Source organism: Streptomyces sp. NPDC050546 (genome assembly GCF_044457425.1).
Taxonomy (GTDB): domain Bacteria; phylum Actinomycetota; class Actinomycetes; order Streptomycetales; family Streptomycetaceae; genus Streptomyces.
Map to the genome: position 1 here is coordinate 1 of NZ_JBITGX010000011.1, position 22,723 is coordinate 22,723.

19 protein-coding genes and 1 pseudogene are annotated in these 22,723 nt (G+C 70.7%); 10 read left to right on the forward strand and 10 right to left on the reverse strand.

The window, feature by feature from the left end:
• Positions 1-297: 297 nt before the first annotated feature.
• From ACIBK5_RS26300 to thyX, 3 genes are all read right to left on the reverse strand, one after another.
• The gene (locus tag ACIBK5_RS26300) at positions 298-1,983 is read right to left on the reverse strand and encodes a ribonuclease J (protein WP_399023079.1); all 1,686 of its coding nucleotides are present in this window, start codon (positions 1,981-1,983) and stop codon (positions 298-300) included.
• A gap of 156 nt (positions 1,984-2,139) precedes the next feature.
• Positions 2,140-3,039 carry a 4-hydroxy-tetrahydrodipicolinate synthase gene (gene dapA / locus ACIBK5_RS26305; protein WP_399023081.1) on the reverse strand — a complete coding sequence of 300 codons (900 nt, stop codon included), beginning with the start codon at positions 3,037-3,039 and terminating at the stop codon, positions 2,140-2,142.
• Positions 3,040-3,250: 211 nt separating this feature from the next.
• Positions 3,251-3,991 (reverse strand): FAD-dependent thymidylate synthase, encoded by a 741-nt coding sequence (thyX, locus tag ACIBK5_RS26310; RefSeq protein ID WP_215118190.1) that lies wholly within the window; start codon positions 3,989-3,991, stop codon positions 3,251-3,253.
• A 176-nt stretch (positions 3,992-4,167) separates the two neighbouring features.
• On the opposite strand from thyX, the gene ACIBK5_RS26315 reads away from it, so the two are divergent.
• Both ACIBK5_RS26315 and ACIBK5_RS26320 read left to right on the forward strand, forming a co-directional pair.
• A complete protein-coding gene (locus ACIBK5_RS26315) occupies positions 4,168-4,407 on the forward strand; it encodes a hypothetical protein (protein ID WP_399023083.1) in 240 nt (79 codons plus the stop codon).
• A 112-nt stretch (positions 4,408-4,519) separates the two neighbouring features.
• Positions 4,520-5,074 carry a PH domain-containing protein gene (locus tag ACIBK5_RS26320; protein WP_399023084.1) on the forward strand — a complete coding sequence of 185 codons (555 nt, stop codon included), beginning with the start codon at positions 4,520-4,522 and terminating at the stop codon, positions 5,072-5,074.
• Between the two features lie 93 nt (positions 5,075-5,167).
• Here the strand turns inward: ACIBK5_RS26320 and ACIBK5_RS26325 are convergent, their stop codons facing one another.
• The 5 genes from ACIBK5_RS26325 to rpsO form a co-directional block, all read right to left on the reverse strand.
• Positions 5,168-5,623 carry a hypothetical protein gene (locus tag ACIBK5_RS26325; RefSeq protein ID WP_399023086.1) on the reverse strand — a complete coding sequence of 152 codons (456 nt, stop codon included), beginning with the start codon at positions 5,621-5,623 and terminating at the stop codon, positions 5,168-5,170.
• 13 nt (positions 5,624-5,636) lie between these two features.
• Entirely contained in the window at positions 5,637-6,389 is a 753-nt protein-coding gene (gene dapB / locus ACIBK5_RS26330) for a 4-hydroxy-tetrahydrodipicolinate reductase (protein ID WP_399023088.1), read from the reverse strand.
• Between the two features lie 30 nt (positions 6,390-6,419).
• Positions 6,420-7,799 carry a M16 family metallopeptidase gene (locus ACIBK5_RS26335; protein WP_399023090.1) on the reverse strand — a complete coding sequence of 460 codons (1,380 nt, stop codon included), beginning with the start codon at positions 7,797-7,799 and terminating at the stop codon, positions 6,420-6,422.
• Positions 7,796-10,012: a polyribonucleotide nucleotidyltransferase gene (locus ACIBK5_RS26340; RefSeq protein ID WP_399023092.1), complete on the reverse strand. Its 2,217-nt coding sequence runs from the start codon at positions 10,010-10,012 to the stop codon at positions 7,796-7,798. The genes ACIBK5_RS26335 and ACIBK5_RS26340 overlap by 4 nt, the downstream gene beginning before the upstream one ends.
• A gap of 295 nt (positions 10,013-10,307) precedes the next feature.
• Entirely contained in the window at positions 10,308-10,595 is a 288-nt protein-coding gene (rpsO, locus tag ACIBK5_RS26345) for a 30S ribosomal protein S15 (protein WP_391102924.1), read from the reverse strand.
• A gap of 295 nt (positions 10,596-10,890) precedes the next feature.
• On the opposite strand from rpsO, the gene ACIBK5_RS26350 reads away from it, so the two are divergent.
• Both ACIBK5_RS26350 and ACIBK5_RS26355 read left to right on the forward strand, forming a co-directional pair.
• The gene (locus ACIBK5_RS26350) at positions 10,891-11,187 is read left to right on the forward strand and encodes a DUF397 domain-containing protein (protein ID WP_399023094.1); all 297 of its coding nucleotides are present in this window, start codon (positions 10,891-10,893) and stop codon (positions 11,185-11,187) included.
• Positions 11,188-11,554: 367 nt separating this feature from the next.
• Positions 11,555-11,668, forward strand: a pseudogene (locus tag ACIBK5_RS26355) (hypothetical protein); the annotation flags it as partial.
• Between the two features lie 23 nt (positions 11,669-11,691).
• On the opposite strand, the gene ACIBK5_RS26360 reads toward ACIBK5_RS26355, so the two are convergent.
• Positions 11,692-12,354: a hypothetical protein gene (locus ACIBK5_RS26360; protein ID WP_399023572.1), complete on the reverse strand. Its 663-nt coding sequence runs from the start codon at positions 12,352-12,354 to the stop codon at positions 11,692-11,694.
• On the opposite strand from ACIBK5_RS26360, the gene ACIBK5_RS26365 reads away from it, so the two are divergent.
• The 6 genes from ACIBK5_RS26365 to ACIBK5_RS26390 all read left to right on the forward strand — a co-directional run bounded on the left by ACIBK5_RS26365 (position 12,353) and on the right by ACIBK5_RS26390 (position 21,653).
• On the forward strand, positions 12,353-15,517 hold the full coding sequence (locus tag ACIBK5_RS26365; protein ID WP_399023541.1) for an AAA family ATPase: 3,165 nt from the start codon (positions 12,353-12,355) through the stop codon (positions 15,515-15,517). The two genes, ACIBK5_RS26360 and ACIBK5_RS26365, sit on opposite strands and share 2 nt — an antisense overlap.
• A 297-nt stretch (positions 15,518-15,814) precedes the next feature.
• On the forward strand, positions 15,815-17,665 hold the full coding sequence (locus ACIBK5_RS26370) for an ABC transporter substrate-binding protein (RefSeq protein WP_399023096.1): 1,851 nt from the start codon (positions 15,815-15,817) through the stop codon (positions 17,663-17,665).
• Between the two features lie 19 nt (positions 17,666-17,684).
• A complete protein-coding gene (locus ACIBK5_RS26375) occupies positions 17,685-18,731 on the forward strand; it encodes an ABC transporter permease (protein WP_382496728.1) in 1,047 nt (348 codons plus the stop codon).
• Positions 18,728-19,639 (forward strand): ABC transporter permease, encoded by a 912-nt coding sequence (locus ACIBK5_RS26380; RefSeq protein WP_399023098.1) that lies wholly within the window; start codon positions 18,728-18,730, stop codon positions 19,637-19,639. Before ACIBK5_RS26375 ends, ACIBK5_RS26380 begins: the two co-directional genes overlap by 4 nt.
• Positions 19,636-20,646, forward strand: a complete 1,011-nt coding sequence (locus ACIBK5_RS26385; protein WP_399023100.1) for an ABC transporter ATP-binding protein — start codon at positions 19,636-19,638, stop codon at positions 20,644-20,646. Before ACIBK5_RS26380 ends, ACIBK5_RS26385 begins: the two co-directional genes overlap by 4 nt.
• The gene (locus tag ACIBK5_RS26390; protein WP_399023102.1) at positions 20,643-21,653 is read left to right on the forward strand and encodes an ABC transporter ATP-binding protein; all 1,011 of its coding nucleotides are present in this window, start codon (positions 20,643-20,645) and stop codon (positions 21,651-21,653) included. The genes ACIBK5_RS26385 and ACIBK5_RS26390 overlap by 4 nt, the downstream gene beginning before the upstream one ends.
• A gap of 60 nt (positions 21,654-21,713) precedes the next feature.
• Here the strand turns inward: ACIBK5_RS26390 and ACIBK5_RS26395 are convergent, their stop codons facing one another.
• A complete protein-coding gene (locus tag ACIBK5_RS26395; RefSeq protein ID WP_399023104.1) occupies positions 21,714-22,667 on the reverse strand; it encodes a bifunctional riboflavin kinase/FAD synthetase in 954 nt (317 codons plus the stop codon).
• Between the last annotated feature and the right edge of the window lie 56 nt (positions 22,668-22,723).

The window sequence follows — 22,723 nt, forward strand, 5'->3', positions numbered from 1 at the left end:
GGGCTTTCCTCCGGGCGCTTCCCTTCGGTCTTGCGTTTCCGACTCTATCAGATCTTTCCGATCCGATTTCCTCGGTGCTTTCCAGGTTCCCGCTTTCGCGTTTCCCTTTCCGGCGGTTCCGACTTTATCAGAAGTTTCTGAGTCGGATTTCCCCTCCCTCGGCCGGAGCATGATCCCCGGCGCTGAGTTGGCCGGGTGCCCCGTCGGGAGGAGTTGTAAACCTACTGGAGCGGGGCTCCTCGATGCAAATCGAGGAGCCCCGCTCCCAGTTGGCGCCTGCTCGGGCCCGACGGTCCGTCAGACCTCCACGACCACGGGCAGGATCATCGGCCGGCGCCGGTAGTTGTCCGAGACCCACTTGCCCAGCGTGCGCCGAACGAGCTGCTGGAGCTGGTGGGGTTCGACCACGCCGTCCTGGGCGGATCGTTCGAGCACCTCCGTGATCCGGGGGGCCACGTCGCCGAAGGCGGAGTCCTCGATGCCGGAACCGCGGGCCTGGATGTGCGGGCCGCCGGTGATCTTTCCGGTGGACGAGTCGATGACCACGAAGACCGAGATGATGCCCTCGTCGCCGAGGATCTTGCGATCCTTGAGGGCCGGCTCGCCCACGTCGCCGACCGAGAGGCCGTCGACGTAGACATAGCCCGCCTGGACCTTGCCGGAGATCTTCGCCTTGCCCTCGATGAGGTCGACGACCACACCGTCCTCGGCGATGACGATGCGGTCGTGCGGGACACCTGTCAGGGCGCCCAGTTCGGCGTTGGCGCGCAGGTGGCGCCATTCGCCGTGCACCGGCATGAGGTTCTTCGGGCGGCAGATGTTGTAGAAGTACAGCAGCTCGCCCGCGGACGCGTGGCCGGAGACGTGGACCTTGGCGTTGCCCTTGTGGACCACGTTGGCGCCCCAGCGGGTGAGGCCGTTGATCACGCGGTAGACCGCGTTCTCGTTGCCGGGGATCAGGGACGACGCCAGGATCACCGTGTCGCCCTGGACGATGCGGATCTGGTGGTCCCTGTTGGCCATGCGGGACAGGGCCGCCATGGGCTCGCCCTGGGAGCCCGTGCAGACCAGGACCACCTCGCTGTCCGGGAGGTCGTCGAGTGTCTTGACGTCCACGACCAGGCCCGGGGGGACCTTCAGGTAGCCCAGGTCCCGCGCGATGCCCATGTTGCGGACCATGGAGCGGCCGACGAAGGCGACCCGGCGGCCGTACTCGTGTGCCGCGTCCAGGATCTGCTGGATGCGGTGGATGTGGCTGGCGAAGCTCGCGACGATGATGCGCTTGCGGGCGCCGGCGAAGACCTGCCGCAGGACGTTGGAGATCTCCCGCTCCGGCGGGACGAACCCCGGGACCTCGGCGTTCGTCGAGTCCGAGAGGAGGAGGTCGATACCTTCTTCGCTCAGACGTGCGAATGCATGGAGGTCCGTGAGGCGGCTGTCCAGCGGGAGCTGGTCCATCTTGAAGTCGCCGGTGTGGACCACCATGCCCGCGGGGGTGCGGATGGCCACGGCCAGCGCGTCCGGGATGGAGTGGTTGACCGCGACGAACTCGCAGTCGAAGGGGCCGATGCGCTCGCGGTGTCCTTCCGTCACCTCGAGGGTGTACGGGCGGATGCGGTGCTCCTGGAGCTTGGCCTCGATGAGGGCGAGGGTCAGCTTGGAGCCGATCAGCGGGATGTCCGGCTTCTCGCGCAGGAGGAACGGGACGGCGCCGATGTGGTCCTCGTGGCCGTGCGTGAGGACGATGCCCTCGATGTCGTCGAGGCGGTCCCTGATGGACGAGAAGTCCGGCAGGATCAGGTCGATTCCGGGCTGCTCCTCCTCGGGGAAGAGCACTCCGCAGTCGACGATCAGCAGGCGGCCGCCGTACTCGAAGACCGTCATGTTGCGGCCGATCTCACCGAGACCGCCGAGCGGGGTGACGCGCAGGCCGCCTTCGGGGAGCGGCGGGGGCGGGCCGAGTTCGGGATGCGGATGACTCAAAAGACTCTCCTCACCACACGCGCCACGTACCGGTAGGGCACGTGGCGCGCGTGACGTTCGTGCAGAAGCAGTTGTCTGTGTGGGGTGCGCGGGCACCGGTGGCCCGCTTATTCAGTTGTGAAGCACGCGCGCGGGGGTCCCGCGCGAAGTCTGATGTCAGAGCTGTACCCCGCCGGCGGCAAGATCGATCTTGAGTTGCTCGATCTCTTCGGGCGCGCACTCGACCATGGGGGCGCGCAGCGGCCCGGCGGGCAGGCCCTTCAGGGCGAGCGCCGCCTTGGTCGTCATCACGCCCTGGGTGCGGAACATGCCCGTGTAGACGGGGAGCAGCTTCTGGTGGATCTCGGTGGCCTTCTGGACGTCTCCCGAGGTGTACGCATCGACCAGGGCGCGCAGCTCGGGGGTGACCACATGGCCGACGACGGAGACGAAGCCGACCGCGCCGACGGAGAGCAGGGGAAGGTTGAGCATGTCGTCGCCGGAGTACCAGGCGAGGCCGGAGGTGGCGATGGCCCAGCTGGCGCGGCCGAGGTCTCCCTTGGCGTCCTTGTTGGCGACGATGCGCGGGTGCTCGGCGAGGCGGACGAGCGTCTCGGTGTTGATCGGGACACCGCTGCGGCCGGGGATGTCGTAGAGCATGACCGGCAGGCCGGCGGCGTCGGCGATGGCCGTGAAGTGCCGGTAGAGGCCCTCTTGCGGGGGCTTGTTGTAGTACGGCGTCACGACGAGCAGGCCGTGTGCGCCGGTGCGCTCCGCCGCGCGGGCGAGTTGCATGCTGTGGTGGGTGTCGTTCGTGCCGACGCCGGCCACGACGTGGGCGCGGTCGCCCACGGCCTCCAGGACCGCCCGTACGAGATCCGCTTTCTCCGCGTCGCTGGTGGTCGGGGACTCGCCGGTGGTCCCATTGATGATCAGGCCGTCGTTGCCTGCGTCCACCAGGTGGGTGGCGAGCCGCTGCGCGCCGTCGAGGTCGAGTGCGCCGTCCGCCGTGAAGGGCGTGACCATGGCGGTGAGGACCCGCCCGAAGGGGGTCTGCGGAGTGGAGGTCGGAGCCATGGGTTACACGCTACTCGTTGCTCAGGACCGGGTCTGCCCTAGGGGCAGGCGACAAGTCGCGACAAAGGTGGAGCCCGGCACTGCCTGCTCGGGGGTTCAAGCAGTGCCGGACCCGTTCGATCAGGCTAAGTGAACTTCTCGAAGTGCCGCAATACGGACACTTCGCACGGCTGAACCGTACATCTGTGCCTGGCCGGGGAACCGGGCCGCGTTACGGCGCCACGCGTCCGTTCGCGTTGAAGGCGGCGTAGGTGAGCGGCATGAGCCGGGCCCACTCGGCCTCCATCTTCTCGCCCACCATCTCGATCTCACGCTGCGGGAAGGACGGGACCTTGGCCAGCTCGTGCTGGGTGCGCAGGCCGAGGAAGTGCATCAGCGAGCGGGCGTTGCAGGTGGCGTACATCGAGGAGTACAGGCCGACCGGGAGGACCGCGCGGGCGACCTCGCGGGCGACTCCGGCCGCGAGCATCTCCTGGTAGGCCTCGTACGCCTGCCGGTAGGAGTCCTCCATCACACGGCCGACCAGCTCCTGCTGCGCCTGCGTGCCCTCGACGAAGACGTACTTGCCGGGACGGCCCTCCTGGACAAGCTTGCGGGACTCGTCGGGGACGTAGAAGACGGACTGGAGCTCCCGGTACCGGCCCGACTCCTCGTTGTACGACCAGCCGACGCGGTGCCGCATGAACTCGCGGAAGACGAAGATCGGGGCGCTGATGAGGAAGGTCATCGAGTTGTGCTCGAACGGGCTGCCGTGCCGGTCCCGCATCAGGTAGTTGATCAGGCCCTTGGAACGCTCGGGGTCCTTGCCCAGCTCCTCCAGGGACTGCTCGCCGAGGGTCGAGACGCGGGCGGCGAAGAGGACGTCCGCGTCGGACGCGGTGTGCTTGACCAGCTCGACGGTGACGTCGCTGCGGTAGCTGGGCTTGGGGTCGTCGGCGGGGGTGTCGGTCACGGTTGGCAGGGCCTTCCCATCTCGTCGTGTGGCGACGTCACTCTACGGCCCGCCGAAATCAGAGCGATCGGTGGCGTGCCGCAATGAAGTCGGTGAAACAGGGCACCTCTGAGGGAGTTCTTTCGTCTCTACTGATGAAAGTGGTCCGTTCCACATCCGAAGGAGAAGCACCCCTGATGTTCGGTCGGCGTGAACCCGTACCGTTTGCCTTCGTCGCCGAGGCCGACAGGTTCCGCAGCAATGTCACTCCCCCACCGCGTGAGCGGCTTTCCGTCGGTGAGAGGGCCGGCCGGTGGCTGTTCGGGCTCACCGTCGTGGCGGGGCTCGTGGGATCCCTGGTCATCGGGACTCCCGCGCTGAAGCCCGACTCCGCGGCGAATCAGCCGCAGCAGTCGCAGGCGTCCCAGAACCACTGAGCCACCGCGGGCTGGCGGTGACTCCATCCGGCCCCCTGGCGGTGGTGACCGCGGAAGCAGATCGGTAGCCTCACCGGGCACAGCCCACGCATGGATCGAGTGAGGACCAGCCGTGCCCCTGCCCTTCCTGACGGCCGACCGCGTTTTCGACGCGGCGGACGACGTCCCGCTGCCGCACGAGGACCGTGACACCTGGCGGCGGCCGTACCGCCCCGGGCCGTGGCGGGTGGGGGCGTCGGCGCTGGCGCTGCTGCTCGCCTCGTTCGTGCTGTTCGCCGCGGTCATCATCGCGGCCACGGCCGAACCGGCCTCGGCCGGGCTGGTCTTCGCTCTCGCGCTGCTCGTCATCGCCGGAGCGCTCCGGCTGCTGCGCATGGGCGTGTGGGTGAGCGCGCGCGGGCTGCGGTACGTGGGTTTCCTCGCGACGCGTACGGCGCCCTGGGCGCAGGTCGTCTCGGTGCGTACGGTGCAGCAGCCGGTGCGCTGGCTGGGGCTCCCCCGGACCTTGCAGGGCCAGGCGCTGCTGCTCGTCCGGCGGGGACAGGCCGCGGACGGTGTGCCGCCACTGCTGACGACCCACAACGCGGACTTCCTGGGCCGGACGGAGGCCTTCGAGCGGGCGGCCGACGCGGTGGAGGCGTGGGCCGAGGAGTACGTCCAGCGCTGACGTCCTGGTGACATGACGGCGGGGCCGGACCGTGCGCGGTCCGGCCCCGCCGTCATGTGTGGGTGCGGCTCAGCCGGCATGTGTGGGTGCGGCTCAGGCGGCTTCGGGCTGCTTGCCGTCGTGCAGGGCGATCGCGCGTTGCATCGCCTTGCGGGCACGCGGGGTGTCGCGGGCGTCGTGGTAGGCGACGGCCAGGCGGAACCAGGTGCGCCAGTCGCCCGGTGCGGCCTCCGTCTCGGCCTTGCGCCGGGCGAAGACCTCGTCGGCCGAGTCCCGGTCGATGCGCCCGCTGGGGGTGCGCTTCAGTTCGTCGACGGGCAGACCGCCCTCGGCGTCGAGTTCGGCGGCGAGCTGGTTGGCCCTGCGGACGAACTGCGTGTTCTTCCACAGGAACCACAGGCCGATGACCGGCAGGATCAGCACCGCGACGCCGAAGGTCACAGTGAGGGGTGTACCGGTCTCGATGAGCAGGACGCCGCGGCTGCCGACCAGGACGAAGTAGACGACCAGGACGGCGGCCGTGAGGGCGTAGGTGAGCTTCGCGCGCATGACGGTCAGGGGCTCAGCTCAGGTCCAGGAAGTGTTCCAGGCCGAAGGTCAGGCCGGGAACGCTCCCCACGCGGCGGGCGCCGAGCAGGATGCCCGGCATGAAGCTGCTGTGGTGGAGCGAGTCGTGCCGGACCGTCAGGGTCTCGCCCTCGGCGCCGAGCAGGACCTCCTGGTGGGCCAGCAGCCCGCGCAGCCGGACGGCGTGCACCGGGACGCCGTCGACGTCGGCACCGCGGGCGCCGTCCAGGGCGGTGGTCGTGGCGTCGGGGGCCGGGGCGGTGCCGGCTGCGCGGCGGGCCTCGGCGATGAGCTGGGCGGTGCGCGTGGCGGTGCCGGAGGGGGCGTCCACCTTGTTCGGGTGGTGCAGCTCGACGACCTCGACGGACTCGAAGTACGGGGCGGCGAGCTGCGCGAACTTCATGGTCAGGACGGCCCCGATGGAGAAGTTCGGCGCGATGAGCACGCCGGTCTCCGGGGAGTTCGCCAGCCAGCCGTTCAGCTGCGCGAGGCGCTCGTCGGTCCAGCCGGTGGTGCCGACGACCGCGTGGATGCCGTGGCGTACGCAGTAGTCGAGGTTGGCCATGACCGAGTCGGGCGTGGTCAGTTCGACCACGACCTGGGCGCCGGTCTCGGCCAGCGTCTCCAGCTTGTCGCCCCGGCTCAGGGCGGCGACCAGTTCCATGTCCTCGGCGGCCTCGACGGCCCGTACGGCTTCCGAGCCGATCCGGCCCTTGGCGCCGAGGACCGCCACGCGCAGCTTGCTCATCTCTTGTGCTTCCTTCAACCAGGGGGTTCGTCAGGCGACAGCGTCGTGCAGGCGGGCCGCCTGTTTGTCCTTCAGCGGGCCGATGACCGACAGGGAAGGCCGCCGTCCCAGGATCTCGCGGGCGACCGAGCGGACGTCGTCCGGGGTGACCGACGTTATCCGGGCCAGCATGTCGTCGACCGACATCTGCTCGCCCCAGCACAGCTCGCTCTTGCCGATACGGTTCATCAGCGCGCCGGTGTCCTCGAGGCCGAGGACCGTGGAGCCCTGGAGCTGGCCGATGGCGCGCCCGATCTCGTCGTCGGACAGGCCGTGCTCGGCAACCTGGTCGAGTTCGTCGCGGCAGATCTTCAGCACGTCGTGCACCTGCGAGGGCCTGCATCCGGCGTACACGCCGAACAGGCCGCAGTCGGCGAAGCCGGAGGTGTACGAGTACACGCTGTAGGCCAGGCCGCGCTTCTCGCGCACCTCCTGGAAGAGGCGGGACGACATGCCGCCGCCGAGCGCGGTGTTGAGCACGCCGAGCGCCCAGCGCCGCTCGTCCGTGCGGGACAGGCCCGGCATGCCGAGCACGACGTGTGCCTGCTCGGTCTTGCGGTCGATCAGCTCCAGGCGGCCCGCGGTGCGCAGGGCGCGACGGCCGCCACGCGGGGCGACGGGCTCGGCGCTCGGTTCCTTGAAGGCACCGGCCTTCTCGAAGGCGGCTCGGACCTGCCGTACGACCTTGGCGTGGTCGACGTTGCCCGCGCAGGCGACCACGAGGTGGGTCGGGTCGTAGTGCTTCTTGTAGAAGCGGCGGATGCGGTCGGCGGTGAGGGCGTTGACCGTGTCGACCGTGCCGAGGACCGGGCGGCCGAGGGGGTTGTCGCCGAACATCGTGTGCGCGAACAGGTCGTGCACGCAGTCGCCCGGGTCGTCCTCGGTCATGGCGATCTCTTCGAGGATCGCGCCCCGCTCGACGTCGACGTCCTCCTCGAGGATCCGGGAGCCCGTCAGCATGTCGCAGACGACGTCGATGGCGAGCGGCAGGTCGGTGTCGAGGACACGCGCGTAGTAGCACGTGTACTCCTTCGCCGTGAACGCGTTCATCTCGCCGCCGACCGCGTCGATCGCGGCGGAGATGTCCAGGGCGGACCTGCGGTCGGTGCCCTTGAAGAGCAGGTGCTCGAGGTAGTGCGTGGCGCCGTTCAGAGCCGGGGTCTCGTCGCGGGAGCCGACGTGTGCCCAGATGCCGAAGGTCGCGGAGCGGACCGAGGGCAGGGTCTCGGTGACGATGCGCAGGCCGCCGGGCAGGGTGGTCTTGCGGACCGTGCCGATGCCGTTGGTGCCCTTGATCAAGGTTTGGGTACGGGCGACGGCCCGCGCCTCCGAGGAGATGCGGGCCGTCGCCGTCGAGCTGCTCGACGTCACTTGTCGGTGTCGTCCTTCGTCTCTGCGTCTTCCTCGCCCTCGATCACGGGGATGAGGGAGAGCTTGCCGCGGGAGTCGATCTCGGCGATCTCGACCTGGACCTTGTGGCCCACACCGAGGACGTCCTCGACGTTCTCCACGCGCTTGCCGCCGGCGAGCTTGCGGATCTGCGAGATGTGCAGCAGACCGTCCTTGCCCGGGAGCAGCGACACGAACGCGCCGAAGGTGGTCGTCTTGACGACCGTACCCAGGTAGCGCTCGCCGACCTCCGGCATGGTCGGGTTGGCGATGCCGTTGATCGTCGTACGAGCGGCCTCGGCGGAGGGGCCGTCGGCGGCACCGATGTAGATGGTGCCGTCGTCCTCGATGGTGATCTCGGCGCCGGTGTCCTCCTGGATCTGGTTGATCATCTTGCCCTTGGGGCCGATGACCTCACCGATCTTGTCCACGGGGATCTTGACGGTGATGATCCGCGGGGCGTTCGGGGACATCTCGTCCGGCGTGTCGATCGCTTCCATCATCACGTCGAGGATGTGGAGGCGGGCGTCACGGGCCTGCTTGAGGGCGGCGGCCAGGACGGAGGCCGGGATGCCGTCCAGCTTGGTGTCGAGCTGGAGGGCGGTCACGAAGTCCTTCGTGCCGGCGACCTTGAAGTCCATGTCGCCGAAGGCGTCCTCCGCACCGAGGATGTCGGTGAGGGTGACGTAGTGCGTCTCGCCCTCGATCTCCTGGGAGATCAGGCCCATGGCGATACCGGCGACCGGGGCCTTCAGGGGCACACCGGCGTTCAGCAGCGACATGGTGGAGGCGCAGACCGAGCCCATGGACGTCGAGCCGTTGGAGCTCAGCGCCTCGGAGACCTGGCGGATCGCGTAGGGGAACTCCTCGCGCGTCGGCAGGACCGGCACGAGGGCGCGCTCGGCGAGGGCGCCGTGGCCGATCTCGCGGCGCTTCGGGGAGCCGACGCGGCCGGTCTCGCCGGTGGAGTACGGCGGGAAGTTGTAGTTGTGCATGTAGCGCTTGCGCGTCACCGGCGACAGCGTGTCGAGCTGCTGCTCCATGCGGAGCATGTTCAGCGTCGTGACGCCCAGGATCTGGGTCTCGCCACGCTCGAACACGGCGGAGCCGTGGACCCGCGGGATGGCCTCGACCTCGGCGGCCAGGGTGCGGATGTCGGTGACACCGCGGCCGTCGATGCGCTTCTTCTCCTTGATGACGCGCTCGCGGACCAGGGTCTTGGTCAGCGAGCGGTACGCGGCGGAGATCTCCTTCTCGCGGCCCTCGAACTCCGGCAGGAGCTTCTCGGCGGCGAGCGCCTTGACGCGGTCCAGCTCGGACTCGCGCTCCTGCTTGCCGGCGATGGTCAGCGCGGAGGCGAGCTCCGGCTTGACGGCGCCGGTGAGCGCCTCGAGGACGTCGTCCTGGTAGTCCAGGAAGATCGGGAACTCGCCGGTCGGCTTGGCGGCCTTGGCGGCGAGGTCCGACTGGGCCTTGCACAGGACCTTGATGAAGGGCTTCGCGGCGTCCAGACCGGCGGCGACGACCTCCTCGGTCGGGGCCTCGGAGCCGCCCTCGACCAGCTTGATGGTCTTGTCGGTGGCCTCGGCCTCGACCATCATGATCGCGACGTCGCCGTCCTCCAGGACACGGCCGGCGACGACCATGTCGAAGGCGGCGTCCTCGAGCTCGGTGTGCGTCGGGAAGGCCACCCACTGGCCGCGGATCAGCGCGACGCGGACGCCGCCGATCGGGCCGGAGAAGGGCAGGCCGGCCAGCTGCGTGGACGCGGAGGCGGCGTTGATCGCCACGACGTCGTACAGGTGGTCGGGGTTGAGCGCCATGATCGTGGCGACGACCTGGATCTCGTTGCGCAGGCCCTTCTTGAAGGAGGGGCGCAGCGGGCGGTCGATCAGGCGGCAGGTGAGGATCGCGTCCTCGGAGGGACGGCCCTCACGGCGGAAGAAGCTGCCGGGGATCTTGCCGGCGGCGTACATCCGCTCCTCGACGTCCACCGTGAGCGGGAAGAAGTCGAGCTGGTCCTTGGGGTTCTTGGAGGCGGTGGTGGCCGACAGCACCATGGTGTCGTCGTCCAGGTACGCCACGGCGGAGCCGGCGGCCTGCTTGGCCAGGCGGCCCGTCTCGAAGCGGATGGTGCGGGTGCCGAAGGCGCCGTTGTCGATGACGGCCTCGGCGTAGTGGGTCTCGTTCTCCACTAGCGTTATCTCCTCGTCTTCGTCTCCTGCTGCCCGTGTGGCAGGGAGACGGTTGCGGAGAGCGCGCCGTGCTGTGCGGGCCGGTCTTCGATCGAAGCACCCGGGGCTCGCATTCCCCCGGGGGCCACTACCGAGGACCGGCGGCGGCTAGGTGCGCTTCTCCTCGTTCTGTGTCGTACGTCCTGTGTCGTACGACATGCGTTGTGCTACCACACTACAAAGCGGTGGTGACACTCCGCACGTACAGCAAAGGGAGCGGTCCCCTTTCCCCGGGAACCGCTCCCCTCACGACGTCTTACTTGGCGCCCGCCGCACCACGGCGGATGCCGAGGCGGTCGACCAGCGCACGGAAGCGCTGGATGTCCTTCTTCGCCAGGTACTGGAGAAGACGGCGACGCTGACCCACCAGGATCAGCAGGCCACGGCGGGAGTGGTGGTCGTGCTTGTGGGTCTTGAGGTGCTCGGTCAGGTCCGTGATACGGCGCGAGAGCATGGCGACCTGGACCTCGGGGGAGCCGGTGTCGCCCTCCTTCTGGCCGAACTCGGTGATGATCTGCTTCTTCGTAGCGGCGTCGAGCGGCACGCGTACTCCTCGTAGTCTGTGATGGCCACCGAGTGCCCCCGGTCTGTGTCTCGGGGGAGCTTCCATGACTCGGAAGGCGGGGATCCGCTGGGCGCGGCCTCCAGAGCGGTGCTCCGGGGGTGCGTACACAAACGGCCGTCGACCAGGGTACCAGGCGGTCAGGGGCCTCTCTGCCCTGGTCTCCGAACCTCCCTGCCGGGGCGGAGGCGGCCACTAGGGTGAGCGGGTTCGGATCGTCCGCACGTCGATGATCCGCACTTCGGGAACGGGTACGTCGGGAAGGGGTCGCTGCGGCATGGCGGAGACGGCTGAGGAGATCAAGGCACGCAAGGAGCGGGAGCGGGACGAGCTCTACGCCCTCGACATCTCGGGTGTCGAGTGGCACAGCGCCCCGGGCACCGAGGAGCACGAGGAGCGGGTCGAGATCGCGTATCTGCCCGAGGGGGCCGTGGCCATGCGGTCGTCGCTCGACCCGGACACGGTGCTGCGCTACACGGAGGCGGAGTGGCGGGCGTTCGTGCTGGGGGCGCGGGACGGCGAGTTCGATCTGGAGCCGGGGGCGCACGACGGAGGGCCGCAAGCCGGGCAGTAGGTCCGGCGGGTTTACGAGGGGTGAGCCACTACCGGCTCACCCCTCGTCGCGTTCTGGGTCGGGGGCGCATGCCTCAAGCCGCCTGCGGGGCAAGGTGGTTCGACATTCTTCACAGGTATCGCCCTTTTTGTTCACCAAAGTGAGTGCTGCGTATGTCAGTTCTGAGCACCTTCCGGGCGGGTTGTGACGCGACGGACGGGTGCTCGGGGGTGGACGGGCCTGCCGGGGTGGGGCTTGTGGTGATTAGGCTGGGACGGGGGCGCGACGTCAGAACCCGTGGAGTGGGCGTCGGTGTCCCAGGGGGAAGCGGGGGAGTTTGTGGATTTGGACGACCCCGGACGACAAGCAAGGGTCGCCCCAGCACGGCATGAGGGTGCTCGACCACACCAGGAGGAACACTGTGAGCAGCGATCGGGACGGGATCCGCGGGGGCTGGGCGACACCCGGCGATGACCAGCCCGACGCGGAGTCCGCAGCAGAGGTGACGGGCGAGTTCACCATCGACTACGCGCCGCCCGCCTGGTACACGCAGAACGCCTCGGCGAGTTCGAGCTCCGGGCAGGGCGCGGGTGCGTCCGAGGACTCCAGCGCTTCCGGGGCACCCGCGAACTCCGGGGGTTCGGGGGCGCCGACGGGGGCTTCCGGGGTACCGAAGGGGCCGGTGCCGCCGCTGCCGGGGCTCACTCCGCCGCCGCACGCGAATGCCTCCGGCGGGACCTCGTCCCTCCCGGGGCAGAACTCCGGTTCGTCTCCGGCTCCGGCTCCGGCGCCGGGGGCGCCTTTCACGCCTCCCGCGCCGCCGCCCGCTCCGGGCGCTCCGTTCACGCCGCCCGCGCCCGCGCCGGGTACGCCCTTCACCCCGCCCGCGCCCTCCGGCGAGGGTCCTTCCGCCGTTCCGAGGCTTCCGATGAAGGGCGGTTTCGAGCCGCAGGTGTCCCAGTCGCAGGGGCGGCCCGAGACGCCCGCGGCGGATCCGGCCTCTCCTACGGCGTTGCCGAACATCCCCGTCGGTGGGTACCAGGCGCAGTGGACGCCGCCGGCTCCACCGGAGGCCCCGGCCGCGCCCACCACTCCGGAGCAGCCGCCGGTGGCTCCGGCCGCTTCGGTTGCCGAGGAGTCCGAGGACGCCGAGTCGGGGAACGGGGATCTGGAGAGCGGTGCCACCATGCGCTTCTCCGCCGTCGCCCTGAAGCGGGAGATCGCGGAGCGTGCCGCCGAGGCCGAGGCGGAGTCCGATTCCGAAGCGGAGTCCGATTCCGCAGCGGAGGCCGAGTCCCGGCTGGAGCCCGTGGCCGAGGAGCGGGACAACGACGAGGCCGAGGACTCGGGCGATGACGTCGAGGATGCGCCCTCCGGTGATGCCGACGAGGACGATGACGGCGTTTCCTCCGAGCCTGCGGATGCGGTCGGCGCGGTTGACGTGGCGGACGTGGCTGATGTGGCTGACGCGTCCGGAGCGTCCGGAGCGACCGATGCGGATGCCCCCGCTTCCGATGATGCAGAGGACGAGGACGAGGAACGGTCTTCGGCTGCTGCGGCGGAGACCGAGCCCGACGAGGCCGTGTCGCAGGATGCCGAACCTCAGGACTGGATGCCGGCGCCCCCGGCACCCCTGGCGGCCGTGGATGCCGAGCCCGTGGACGCCCTGCCCGCGGACGAGGACCCCGCTGCTCCCGAGCCGGCCGACGCGCAGCCCGACGAGGCTCAGCCCGACGACGCTCCGCCCGCGGACGCTCCTCTCCCGGACGCCCGGCCCGTGAGCTCCGAGCCCGTCGACGCGGAGCCCTCGGACGCCGTGCCCGCCGACGCCGCTCCCCACGACAGCGTGCCGCAGGACGCCGCCGGGCCGGGTGCGCCCGACGCTCCGCCCGCCTGGACTCCCCCGGCCCCGACGGGCGTGCCTCCGCTGCCGCCGTCGTACCAGCCGGCCGCGCCGGCGCCCGCGAGCCAGTGGCCCGCGCAGCCGCAGGCACAGCCCACGGATCCCAACGCCCCGGTTCAGCCGCAGCCGACGGCCGCGCAGGGGCAGCCGCCCGTGCCGCCCCAGCCGTCGGTACCGGCCCAGCAGCCGCCGTTCCAGCCGCAGGCGCCACAGCCCGCGCCTGCCGCCTGGAACCAGCCGGCCGCACCGACGCCGCCGCACCAGCCGCCTGCCCAGCCCGCACCGCAGCCCGGCGGCTACGGCTTCCCGCACCAGGGCGGTCCGGCCCCGGCCGCGCCCGACGCACAGGGCGGCTACGGCTTCCCGCAGCAGGGCGCACCCGCCCCGGCGGCCCAGCAGCCCCCGGCCCAGCAGCCCGGCACCCCACCGGCCCCCGCACCCCACGCGCAGGCTGGCTACGGCTTCCCGCACCAGGGCGGTCCGACCCCGGCCGCGCCCGACGCACAGGGCGGCTACGGCTTCCCGCACCCGGGCGCACCCAACCCCCAGGGCGGCTACGGCTTCCCCCACCCCGGCACCCAGGCCCCGGCCGCCGCACAGCCCCCGGCCCAGCAGCCGGAGGTCCCGCCCGCCCCCGCACCCGGCCCGCAGGGCGGCTACGGCTTCCCTCAGCAGGGCGCACCCGCCCCGGCGGCCCAGCAGCCCCCGGCCCAGCAGCCCGACACCCCACCGGCCCCCGCACCCCACGCGCAGGGCGGCTACGGCTTCCCCCAGCAGGGTGCTCCGGCTCCTGGTGGGCCCAATCCCCAGGGCGGTTACGGCTTCCCCCAGCGGCCCCCGGCCCAGCCGCAGCCGCAGCCGCAGCCGCAGCCGCAGCCCGGTGTACCCCCGCAGGCGCAGCCGCCGTACCCCGGTCAGGCCGAGCAGCCGACGCATCCGGGGCAGCAGCCCGTGGACCCGCGGACCGGGGCCGCCTGGCCGCAGCCCATGCAGCACGACCAGCGGCAGCCGACCAACCCCGGGGCCGCTCCGCTCGGTTACACCGCTGCCGTGGAGCTGTCGTCCGACCGGCTGCTCAACAGCAAGAAGCAGAAGGCGAAGAGCAGCCGTCCGGCGGCCGGTGGCGGCCGGTTCAAGATCGGTGGCAAGAAGGAGGAGGCCGAGCGGCAGCGGAAGCTGGACCTGATCCGCACGCCCGTGCTGTCCTGCTACCGGATCGCCGTGATCAGCCTCAAGGGCGGCGTGGGCAAGACGACCACGACCACCGCCCTCGGTTCCACGCTCGCCACCGAGCGGCAGGACAAGATCCTCGCGATCGACGCCAACCCGGATGCCGGCACCCTCGGGCGCCGTGTGCGCCGGGAGACCGGGGCCACCATCCGTGACCTGGTCCAGGCGATCCCGCACCTCAACTCGTACATGGACATCCGGCGCTTCACGTCCCAGGCTCCGTCCGGGCTGGAGATCATCGCCAACGACGTCGACCCGGCCGTGTCCACGACCTTCAACGACGAGGACTACCGGCGCGCGATCGACGTGCTGGGCAAGCAGTACCCGGTGATCCTCACCGACTCCGGTACCGGTCTGCTCTACAGCGCCATGCGCGGTGTGCTGGACCTCGCCGACCAGCTCATCATCATCTCGACTCCGTCGGTGGACGGTGCGAGCAGCGCGAGCACGACGCTGGACTGGCTGTCCGCGCACGGGTACTCCGACCTCGTCTCGCGGTCCCTCACCGTCATCTCGGGTGTGCGCGAGACGGGCAAGATGATCAAGGTCGAGGACATCGTGTCGCACTTCGAGACGCGCTGCCGTGGCGTCGTCGTCGTGCCGTTCGACGAGCATCTCTCCGCCGGTGCGGAGGTCAACCTCGACATGATGCGGCCGAAGGTGCGGGAGGCGTACTTCAACCTCGCGGCGTTGATCGCCGAGGACTTCACCCGCCACCAGCAGGCGCACGGCCTGTGGACCTCCGACGGCAACCCGCCGCCGGTCGCGGCCCCGCCGCTGCCGGGCCAGCAGGTCCCGGGCCAGCCCCCGTACCCCGGCCAGCCGGGCCCCGACCAGCAGGTCCCCGGGCAGCCGTTCCCCGGCCAGCCGGGCCCGTACCCGCAGCAGCCGCAGCCCGGACAGCCGTACGCCCAGCCCGGTCAGCCGTACGCGCAGCCCGGACAGCCCTACCCCCAGCCGGGCCAGCCCCCGGCCCAGCCGGGTCAGCCGTATCCGCAGGCCGCGGGTCAGCCGCCGTACCCGCAGCCGGGCCAGCAGCCGTATCCCCAGCAGCCGCAGCAGCCCCAGCCCGGGCAGCCGTACGCGCAGCCCGGGCAGCCCCCGGCCGCGCCCCCGCAGCCGGGCTACGGCTACCCCCAGCAGGGCCAGCCGGGTCAGCCCGGCTACCCGGCTCAGCCCGACGGTCAGACCCCGCCGCCTCCGCCTCCGACGCAGTAACCGCCTCACCCGATCGGCCCCTTTCGAGGGGCCGTTCGCCTTCCTGGCCCGCGCCGTTCCCACTCGGCGCGGGCTTCGGCGCGTTCAGGGGCGAAATCCGTTGCCAGCCCCTGGCCAGGAGGGCGTCAGTGGTCTCGACCAATGGGTGCGGAAAGCTCGCCAATTCGTTATTTCCGCAGGCCACAAGGGGTGAACGCGCCGTTGACGGGTGGAGACGGCCGCTGATACACACACATCAAACGTCTGACAGCTGATCAACCCGTCCTTCCCGTCCGAGCGATGACGCGAGGTCCGACCATGGGCACGAACGATCAGACACGCAGCCTCCCGCGCGGCCTCCGGCTCGTCGCCATGGCCGGGGCGGCCGCGCTCACCCTCACCGCCGGGCTCGCGACCCCGCTCGATCCGGCGCCCCAGCAGGCCCGGGCGGCCGACGACGGCAAGGTGCTGACCGTCGCGGTGGCGCAGAGCGTGGACTCGCTCAGCCCGTTCCTGGCGGTCCGGCTGCTCAGTACGAGCATCCACCGGCTCATGTACGAGTACCTGACCAACTACGACCCCAAGGACAACCACGCCATCCCGGGCCTGGCCACCAAGTGGGAGTCGTCGCCGGACAAGCTGACCTGGACGTACACGATCCGCTCGAACTCCAAGTGGTCGGACGGCAAGCAGGCCACCGCCGAGGACGCGGCGTGGACGTTCAACAAGATGATGACCGACGAGGGCGCGGCCACGGCGAACGGCAGCTACGTCGGCAACTTCAAGAAGGTGACGGCCCCGAGCCCGACCGAGCTGGTCATCGAGCTGAAGAAGCCGCAGGCCACGATGACGTCCCTCGATGTGCCGATCGTGCCGAAGCACGTGTGGGAGAAGGTCTCGGACTTCTCCGAGTTCAACAACGACAAGAACTTCCCCGTCGTCGGGAACGGGCCGTTCACGCTGACCGACTACAAGGCCGACAGCTACGTCCGGCTCGAGGCCAACAAGGGGTTCTGGCGCGGCGGGCCGAAGTTCGACGAGGTGGTCTTCCGCTACTACAAGGACCAGGACGCGGCGGTGTCGGCGCTGCGCAAGGGCGAGGTGTCGTTCGTCGCCGGTTCGCCGTCCCTGACGCCCGCTCAGGCGGCGTCCCTGGAGGGCGCGGACAACATCCGGGTCAACGACGCCCCCGGCCGCCGCTTCTACGCCCTCGCCACCAACCCGGGCGCGAAAGCCAAGAACGGCAAGAAGTTCGGCGACGGCCACCCCTCCCTGCTGGACCAGCGGGTGCGCAACGCGCTGTTCATGGCCGTCGACCGCGAGGCCATCATCGAAAAGGTGTTCCAGGGACACGCCGTCGAGGGCGAGGGTTACATCCCGCCGCGCTTCCAGAACTACTTCTGGAAACCGTCCGCGGACCAGAAGCTCTCGTACGACCCGGCCGAGGCGGCCCGGCTGCTCGACCAGGCGGGCTACAAGAAAAACGGCGACGGCAAGCGCGTCGGCAAGGACGGCAAGCCCATCAGCTACCGCGTGCTGTGCCACGCCACCGACCCGAACGACAAGGCGGTCGGCAAGTACCTCCAGGAGTGGTGGGGCGAGCTCGGCATCGGCGTCCAGCTGAACTGCCTGGACAACGTGACCGACCCCTGGCTCGCCGGGAAGTACGACCTGGCGTTCGACGGCTGGTCGGTCAACCCCGACCCGGACTTCGTGATGTCCATCCACACCTGCGGCGCCCTCCCGGCGACCCCCGAGGACACGGGCGCCACCGACAACTTCATCTGCGACAAGAGGTACGACGAGCTCTACGCCCGGCAGCTCGCCGAGTACGACCCCGCCAAACGGGCGGACATCGTCCAGCAGATGGAGTCGCGGCTGTACGACCTCGGGTACATGAACGTCATGGCGTATCCGAACGCGGTCGAGGCCTACCGGACGGACCAGATCAAGTCGATCACCACCATGCCGGCGAAGGCGGGGAACATCTACGGCCAGGACGGCTACTGGAGCTGGTGGTCGGCGGTCCCCGCGGACTCCGGCGGGTCGTCGGACAACGCGTCGTCGACGGGGGTCGTGGTCGCGATCGTCGCCGGTGTCGTCATCCTCGCCGGGCTCGGCGGGTTCGCTGCCCTGCGGCGGCGGGCCACCGCCGAGGACCGCGAGTAGCGCGGGCGAGCGGGCGCACATGACCGCTGACGCGACACCCGCGCTGGTCGAGGAGCGGGAACCGGCGGCCGGGCCTCGGGTACGCAAGGGCTCCGCGTACCCGAGGTACCTGGCGGGCAAGGTGGCCGGGGCCGCCGTATCGCTGCTGGCCGTGCTCGTCACCAGCTTCTTCCTCTTCCGGCTGATCCCCGGCGACCCGGTGAAGACCATGACGGGCGGCCGTCAGGTGTCGGCCGAGCAGCTGGCCGCCTACCGCAGGGAGTTCGGGCTCGACCTGCCGCTCTGGCGGCAGTTCACCGACTACTGCGGCAAGGCGCTCACCGGCGACTTCGGGACGTCGTACCAGTTCCGCTCGCCCGTCGTCGACAAGATCACCGAGGCGCTGCCGAACACCCTGCTGCTCACCGGGACCGCCTTCGTCCTGTACACCGCGCTGGGCATCTTCCTCGGCACGCGCTCGGCGTGGCGGCGCGGCACGGTCGGGGACCGGGTCAACACCGGTCTCGCGCTGACGCTGTACTCCATCCCGTCCTTCTGGCTCGGGCTGCTGCTGATCATCGTGCTGTCGGTGGGCATCGGACCGCTCCCCGGGATGTTCCCCACCGGCGGCATGGAGTCGGGCGGCAAGGAGGGCTTCGCGTACGTCCTCGACGTGGCGCACCATCTGGTGCTGCCGGTGGTGACGCTGGTGGCGGTGGAGTACGGGCAGACGCTGCTGGTCACGCGGTCGGCGCTGCTGGACGAGATGGGCAGCGACTATCTGACGACCGCGCGGGCCAAGGGGCTGCGCGACGATCTCGTGCGGCGCCGGCACGCCGTGCCGAACGCGCTGCTGCCGACCGTGACGCTGATCTTCATCAACCTGGGCCGGACGGTGGCGGGCGTGATCCTCGTGGAGACGGTGTTCTCCTGGCCCGGGCTCGGCGGGCTGTTCTACCAGGCGCTGAGCGTGCCCGATCTGCCGCTGGTGCAGGGCCTGTTCTTCGTGTTCGCCGCCGCGGTGATCGTGATGAACACTCTTGCCGACCTGGTCTATCCGCTGCTGGACCCCCGGGTGGCCCGATGACGACGACCGAGACCGTCCTGAGTCCGCGCGCCCTCTCCCGGCAGCGCCGCCGGGCCTCCGTCGCCCGCTTCTGGCGGCAGTACCGCGCGGAGCGGGCGGGGCTGTACGGGCTGACCGCGCTCGCGTTGTGCGCGCTGCTGGCGTTGTTCGCGCCGCTGTTCGTCGGCTCGGACGTGAGCAGTGTGACCGACGCGCCGGGGCGTCCGATGCAGAGCCCGAGCGCCGAGTTCCCTCTCGGTACCGACCAGTTCGGCCGTGACCTGCTGGGCCTGGTGATCTGGGGCTCGCGGGTGTCGTTGCTGGTCGGGCTGCTCGCCGCCGTGCTGTCGGTGGCGATCGGCACGCTGATCGGGGTGACGGCCGGGCATTTCAAGGGCTGGTACGCGACGGTGATGATGCGGATCACCGACTGGTTCCTGGTGATGCCGACGCTGGTGCTGGCGATCGCCCTGGCCACCGTGATGTCCCGTTCGCTGACCACGACCGTCGTGGCGATCGGCGTCACCACCTGGCCGACCACGGCCCGGCTGGTGCGGGCGCAGACGCTGGCGGTGGAGACGCGGCCGTACATCGAGCGGGCCAAGGCGCTCGGCGGCGGGCACGGACACATCATGTCCCGGCACGTCCTGCCCAACGTCATGCCGCTGGTGCTCGCCCAGACGACCCTGATCATCTCCTCGGCGATCCTCGCCGAGGCGACGCTGGCCTTCCTCGGCCTGGGCGACCCCACGGTCGTGTCGTGGGGCGGGCTGCTCCAGGACGCGCGGGAGGCGGGCGCGGTCAGTGCCGGGGACTGGTGGTACCTGGTGCCGCCGGGCATCGCCATCGCCGTGGTGGCGCTGGCGTTCACGCTGTGCGGACGGGCCGTGGAGTCCGTCCTCAACCCCAGGCTGGGGGTGTCGCGTTGAGTCTGCTCGACGTCAGGGACCTGGCGGTGACGTACGCGGGCGGGGCGGCCGCCGTGCGCGGCGTCGACCTGCGCCTGGACGCGGGCCAGAAGCTCGGCCTGGCCGGCGAGTCCGGCTGCGGCAAGTCCACACTGGCACTGGCCCTGCTGCGACTGCTTCCGACGGGCACCCGGATCACCGGCGAGGTGCTCCTCGACGGCGAGGACGTGCTGACGATGAAGTGGGGCCGGGTGCGGGCGGTCCGCTGGGCCGGGGCCTCCGTCGTCTTCCAGGGCGCGATGCACTCCCTGAACGCCGTGCACCGCATCGGCGACCAGATCGCCGAGCCGATCCTGCTGCACAGGAAGGCGACACCGGCCGGGGCGAAGAAGAAGACCGGCGAGTTGCTGGAGCAGGTGGGCCTGCCCGCCGCCCGCGCGGACGCCTATCCGCACGAGCTGTCCGGCGGCCAGCGCCAGCGCGTGATGATCGCCATGGCGCTGGCCTGCGACCCGCGGCTGGTCATCGCCGACGAGCCGACCACCGCGCTCGACGTGATGATCCAGGCGCAGATCCTGCGGCTCATCGAGCAGCTCGTGGCGGACCAGGACCTCGGTCTGATCATGATCAGCCACGACCTCGCGGTGCTCGCCGACGCCTGCGACCGGCTCGCGGTGATGTACGCGGGCCGGGTGGTCGAGGAGGGCCCGGCGGCCCAGGTGTACGAGGACGCCCGGCACCCCTACGCCAAGGCCCTCTCCGCCGCGTTCCCGCGCATCGGCGACCCCGCGTCCCGGTTCGCGCCGCAGGGACTGGCGGGCGACCCGCCCGACCCGGCCGCGCTGCCGTCCGGCTGCACCTTCCATCCCCGGTGCCCGGTGGCACTGGAGTCCTGCGCCGAGGAGGACCCGATGCTGCGGGAGGCGGGGCCGGAACGCCGTGCGGCGTGCGTCCTGGTCGGTGATCCGGCGCACGAAGCCCGCGAGAAGCCCGATGCCCTGGAGGAAGCGAGGCCCGGCACGCCATGACCATGTCCCCCACGACATCCGACGTCACCACGGCACCCCTGCTGAGTGCCCAGGGCCTGTACGTCACGTTCCCCGGCCGGCACGGCGGGCCCCGGGCCCGCGCGGTGGACGGGGTGGATCTCGACATCCGGCCCGGCGAGATCGTCGCGCTGGTCGGCGAGTCCGGCTGCGGCAAGACGACCCTGGCGCGCTCCCTGCTGGGCCTGGTCGAGCCGACCGCGGGCCAGGTCACCTTCGACGGCCGCCCGCTGGAGTACTCCGGCCGCTCCCTGAAGGCGTACCGCAAGCGCGTCCAGCTGGTCCTTCAGGACCCGAGCGGCTCGCTCAACCCGCGGCACACGGTGTACGACGCGGTCGCCGAGGGGTTGCGCATCCACGGGTACGGCGGCGACGAGCGGACCGCGGTCGCCGAGGCCCTGTCCCGGGCCGGGCTACGGCCCCCGGAGCGCTTCTTCCTGCGCTATCCGCACGAGCTGTCCGGCGGGCAGCGCCAGCGGGTCGTCATCGCGGGCGCGCTCGTCCTGGAGCCCGAACTCCTCGTCGCCGACGAGCCGGTGGCGTCCCTGGACGCCTCCGTGCGCGGTGAGATCCTCGCCCTGCTGCTGCGGCTGCGCACCGACCTGGGCCTGTCCGCGCTGGTCGTCACGCACGACCTGGGTCTGGCGTGGAACATCGCCGACCGGGTCGCGGTGATGTATCTGGGCCGGATCGTGGAGACGGGCGCGGTGGAACAGGTGCTGACCGCACCCCGGCATCCGTACACCCAGGCCCTGCTGTCCGTGCTCCCGGAGGCCCCGGGCGCCCCGGTGATCCTCACCGGCGAGCCCCCGGACCCGTCACGTGTACCGAACGGCTGCCGCTTCCACGCCCGCTGCCAGATCCTGTCGAGCGGCGAGGCGGAGGCAGCAGGCGTGGCGGACGCGTGCAGGGGCCAGGACTTGGAGGTGCTGCACGGGAGCGGAGACTCCCAGGTGGCCTGCCACTGGGCAGTTGCGAAATCGCCCTAGAAGGGGCGCGGGGAACTGCGCGACAAGCCACAGCGCACCCGCAGCCGACACTCAAGAGGACTAGGCAGCCCCCTCCGCCGCCACCAACTCCCGGCACTTCTTGACGTCCTGTCCCATCTGCTCCAGCAACGCGTCAAGCGTCTCGAACTTGGCCTGCCCCCGCACGAACGCCAAGAAGTCGACAGCGACATGCAACCCGTACAGATCCAGCCCGACCCGGTCGATGGCATACGCCTCCACCGTCCGCTCGGTCCCCTCGAACTGCGGATTCGTACCGACGGAGATCGCGGCCGGCATCACTTCGCCCTGGGCGTGCAGCCAGCCGGCGTACACACCGTCGGCAGGGACGGCCGTGTGCGGCAGCGTCTCGACGTTGGCCGTCGGGAAGCCCAGCTCGCGCCCGCGCTGGGCACCTCGGACGACGACACCCTCGACCCGGTGCGGACGGCCCAGGATCTCCCCCGCGCCCTCGACATCGCCCTCGGCGACCAGTCGCCGCGTGAGCGTGGAGGAGAACGGCTCGCCGCCGCCCGCCTCACCGGTCACGTACAGGTCGACGACCTCGACCTCGAAGTCGTAGGTCTTGCCCTGCGTGGCCAGGAACTCCACGTTGCCGGCGGCCTTGTGCCCGAAGCGGAAGTTGGGGCCCTCGACGACGGCCTTGGCGTGCAGCTTGTCGACGAGCACCTTGACGACGAAGTCGGCCGGGGAGAGCTTCGAGAACTCGGTGGTGAAGGGGAGGATGAGCACCGCGTCCACGCCCAGGCCGGCCATGAGTTCGGCGCGGCGGTGGTGCGGGGCGAGCAGCGGAGGGTGGCTGCCGGGCCGGACGACCTCGCTGGGGTGCGGGTCGAAGGTGACGACGACGGCGGGCACCCCCAGCTCCCGGGCGCGGTTCACGGCATGCCGGATGATCAGCTGGTGTCCGCGGTGGACTCCGTCGTAGGAGCCGATGGTGACGACGCTGCGCCCCCAGTCCTGGGGGATGTCCTCCAAGCCACGCCAGCGCTGCACTGTGCCTGCTCCTTGTCGAAAGCTCGTCGAACCGTGTCCGTGGTTGTCCGTGGTTG

Coding starts and splice junctions, on each gene's coding strand:
- ACIBK5_RS26380 (WP_399023098.1), top strand. CDS start 18,728: ATGACGACGACCGAGACCGTCCTGAGTCCGCGCGCCCTCTCCCGGCAG.
- ACIBK5_RS26370 (WP_399023096.1), top strand. CDS start 15,815: ATGGGCACGAACGATCAGACACGCAGCCTCCCGCGCGGCCTCCGGCTC.
- ACIBK5_RS26315 (WP_399023083.1), top strand. CDS start 4,168: ATGTTCGGTCGGCGTGAACCCGTACCGTTTGCCTTCGTCGCCGAGGCC.
- ACIBK5_RS26375 (WP_382496728.1), top strand. CDS start 17,685: ATGACCGCTGACGCGACACCCGCGCTGGTCGAGGAGCGGGAACCGGCG.
- ACIBK5_RS26365 (WP_399023541.1), top strand. CDS start 12,353: ATGCGCTTCTCCGCCGTCGCCCTGAAGCGGGAGATCGCGGAGCGTGCC.
- dapA (WP_399023081.1), bottom strand. CDS start 3,039: ATGGCTCCGACCTCCACTCCGCAGACCCCCTTCGGGCGGGTCCTCACC.
- ACIBK5_RS26325 (WP_399023086.1), bottom strand. CDS start 5,623: ATGCGCGCGAAGCTCACCTACGCCCTCACGGCCGCCGTCCTGGTCGTC.
- ACIBK5_RS26360 (WP_399023572.1), bottom strand. CDS start 12,354: ATGGTGGCACCGCTCTCCAGATCCCCGTTCCCCGACTCGGCGTCCTCG.
- ACIBK5_RS26390 (WP_399023102.1), top strand. CDS start 20,643: ATGACCATGTCCCCCACGACATCCGACGTCACCACGGCACCCCTGCTG.
- dapB (WP_399023088.1), bottom strand. CDS start 6,389: ATGAGCAAGCTGCGCGTGGCGGTCCTCGGCGCCAAGGGCCGGATCGGC.
- ACIBK5_RS26350 (WP_399023094.1), top strand. CDS start 10,891: ATGGCGGAGACGGCTGAGGAGATCAAGGCACGCAAGGAGCGGGAGCGG.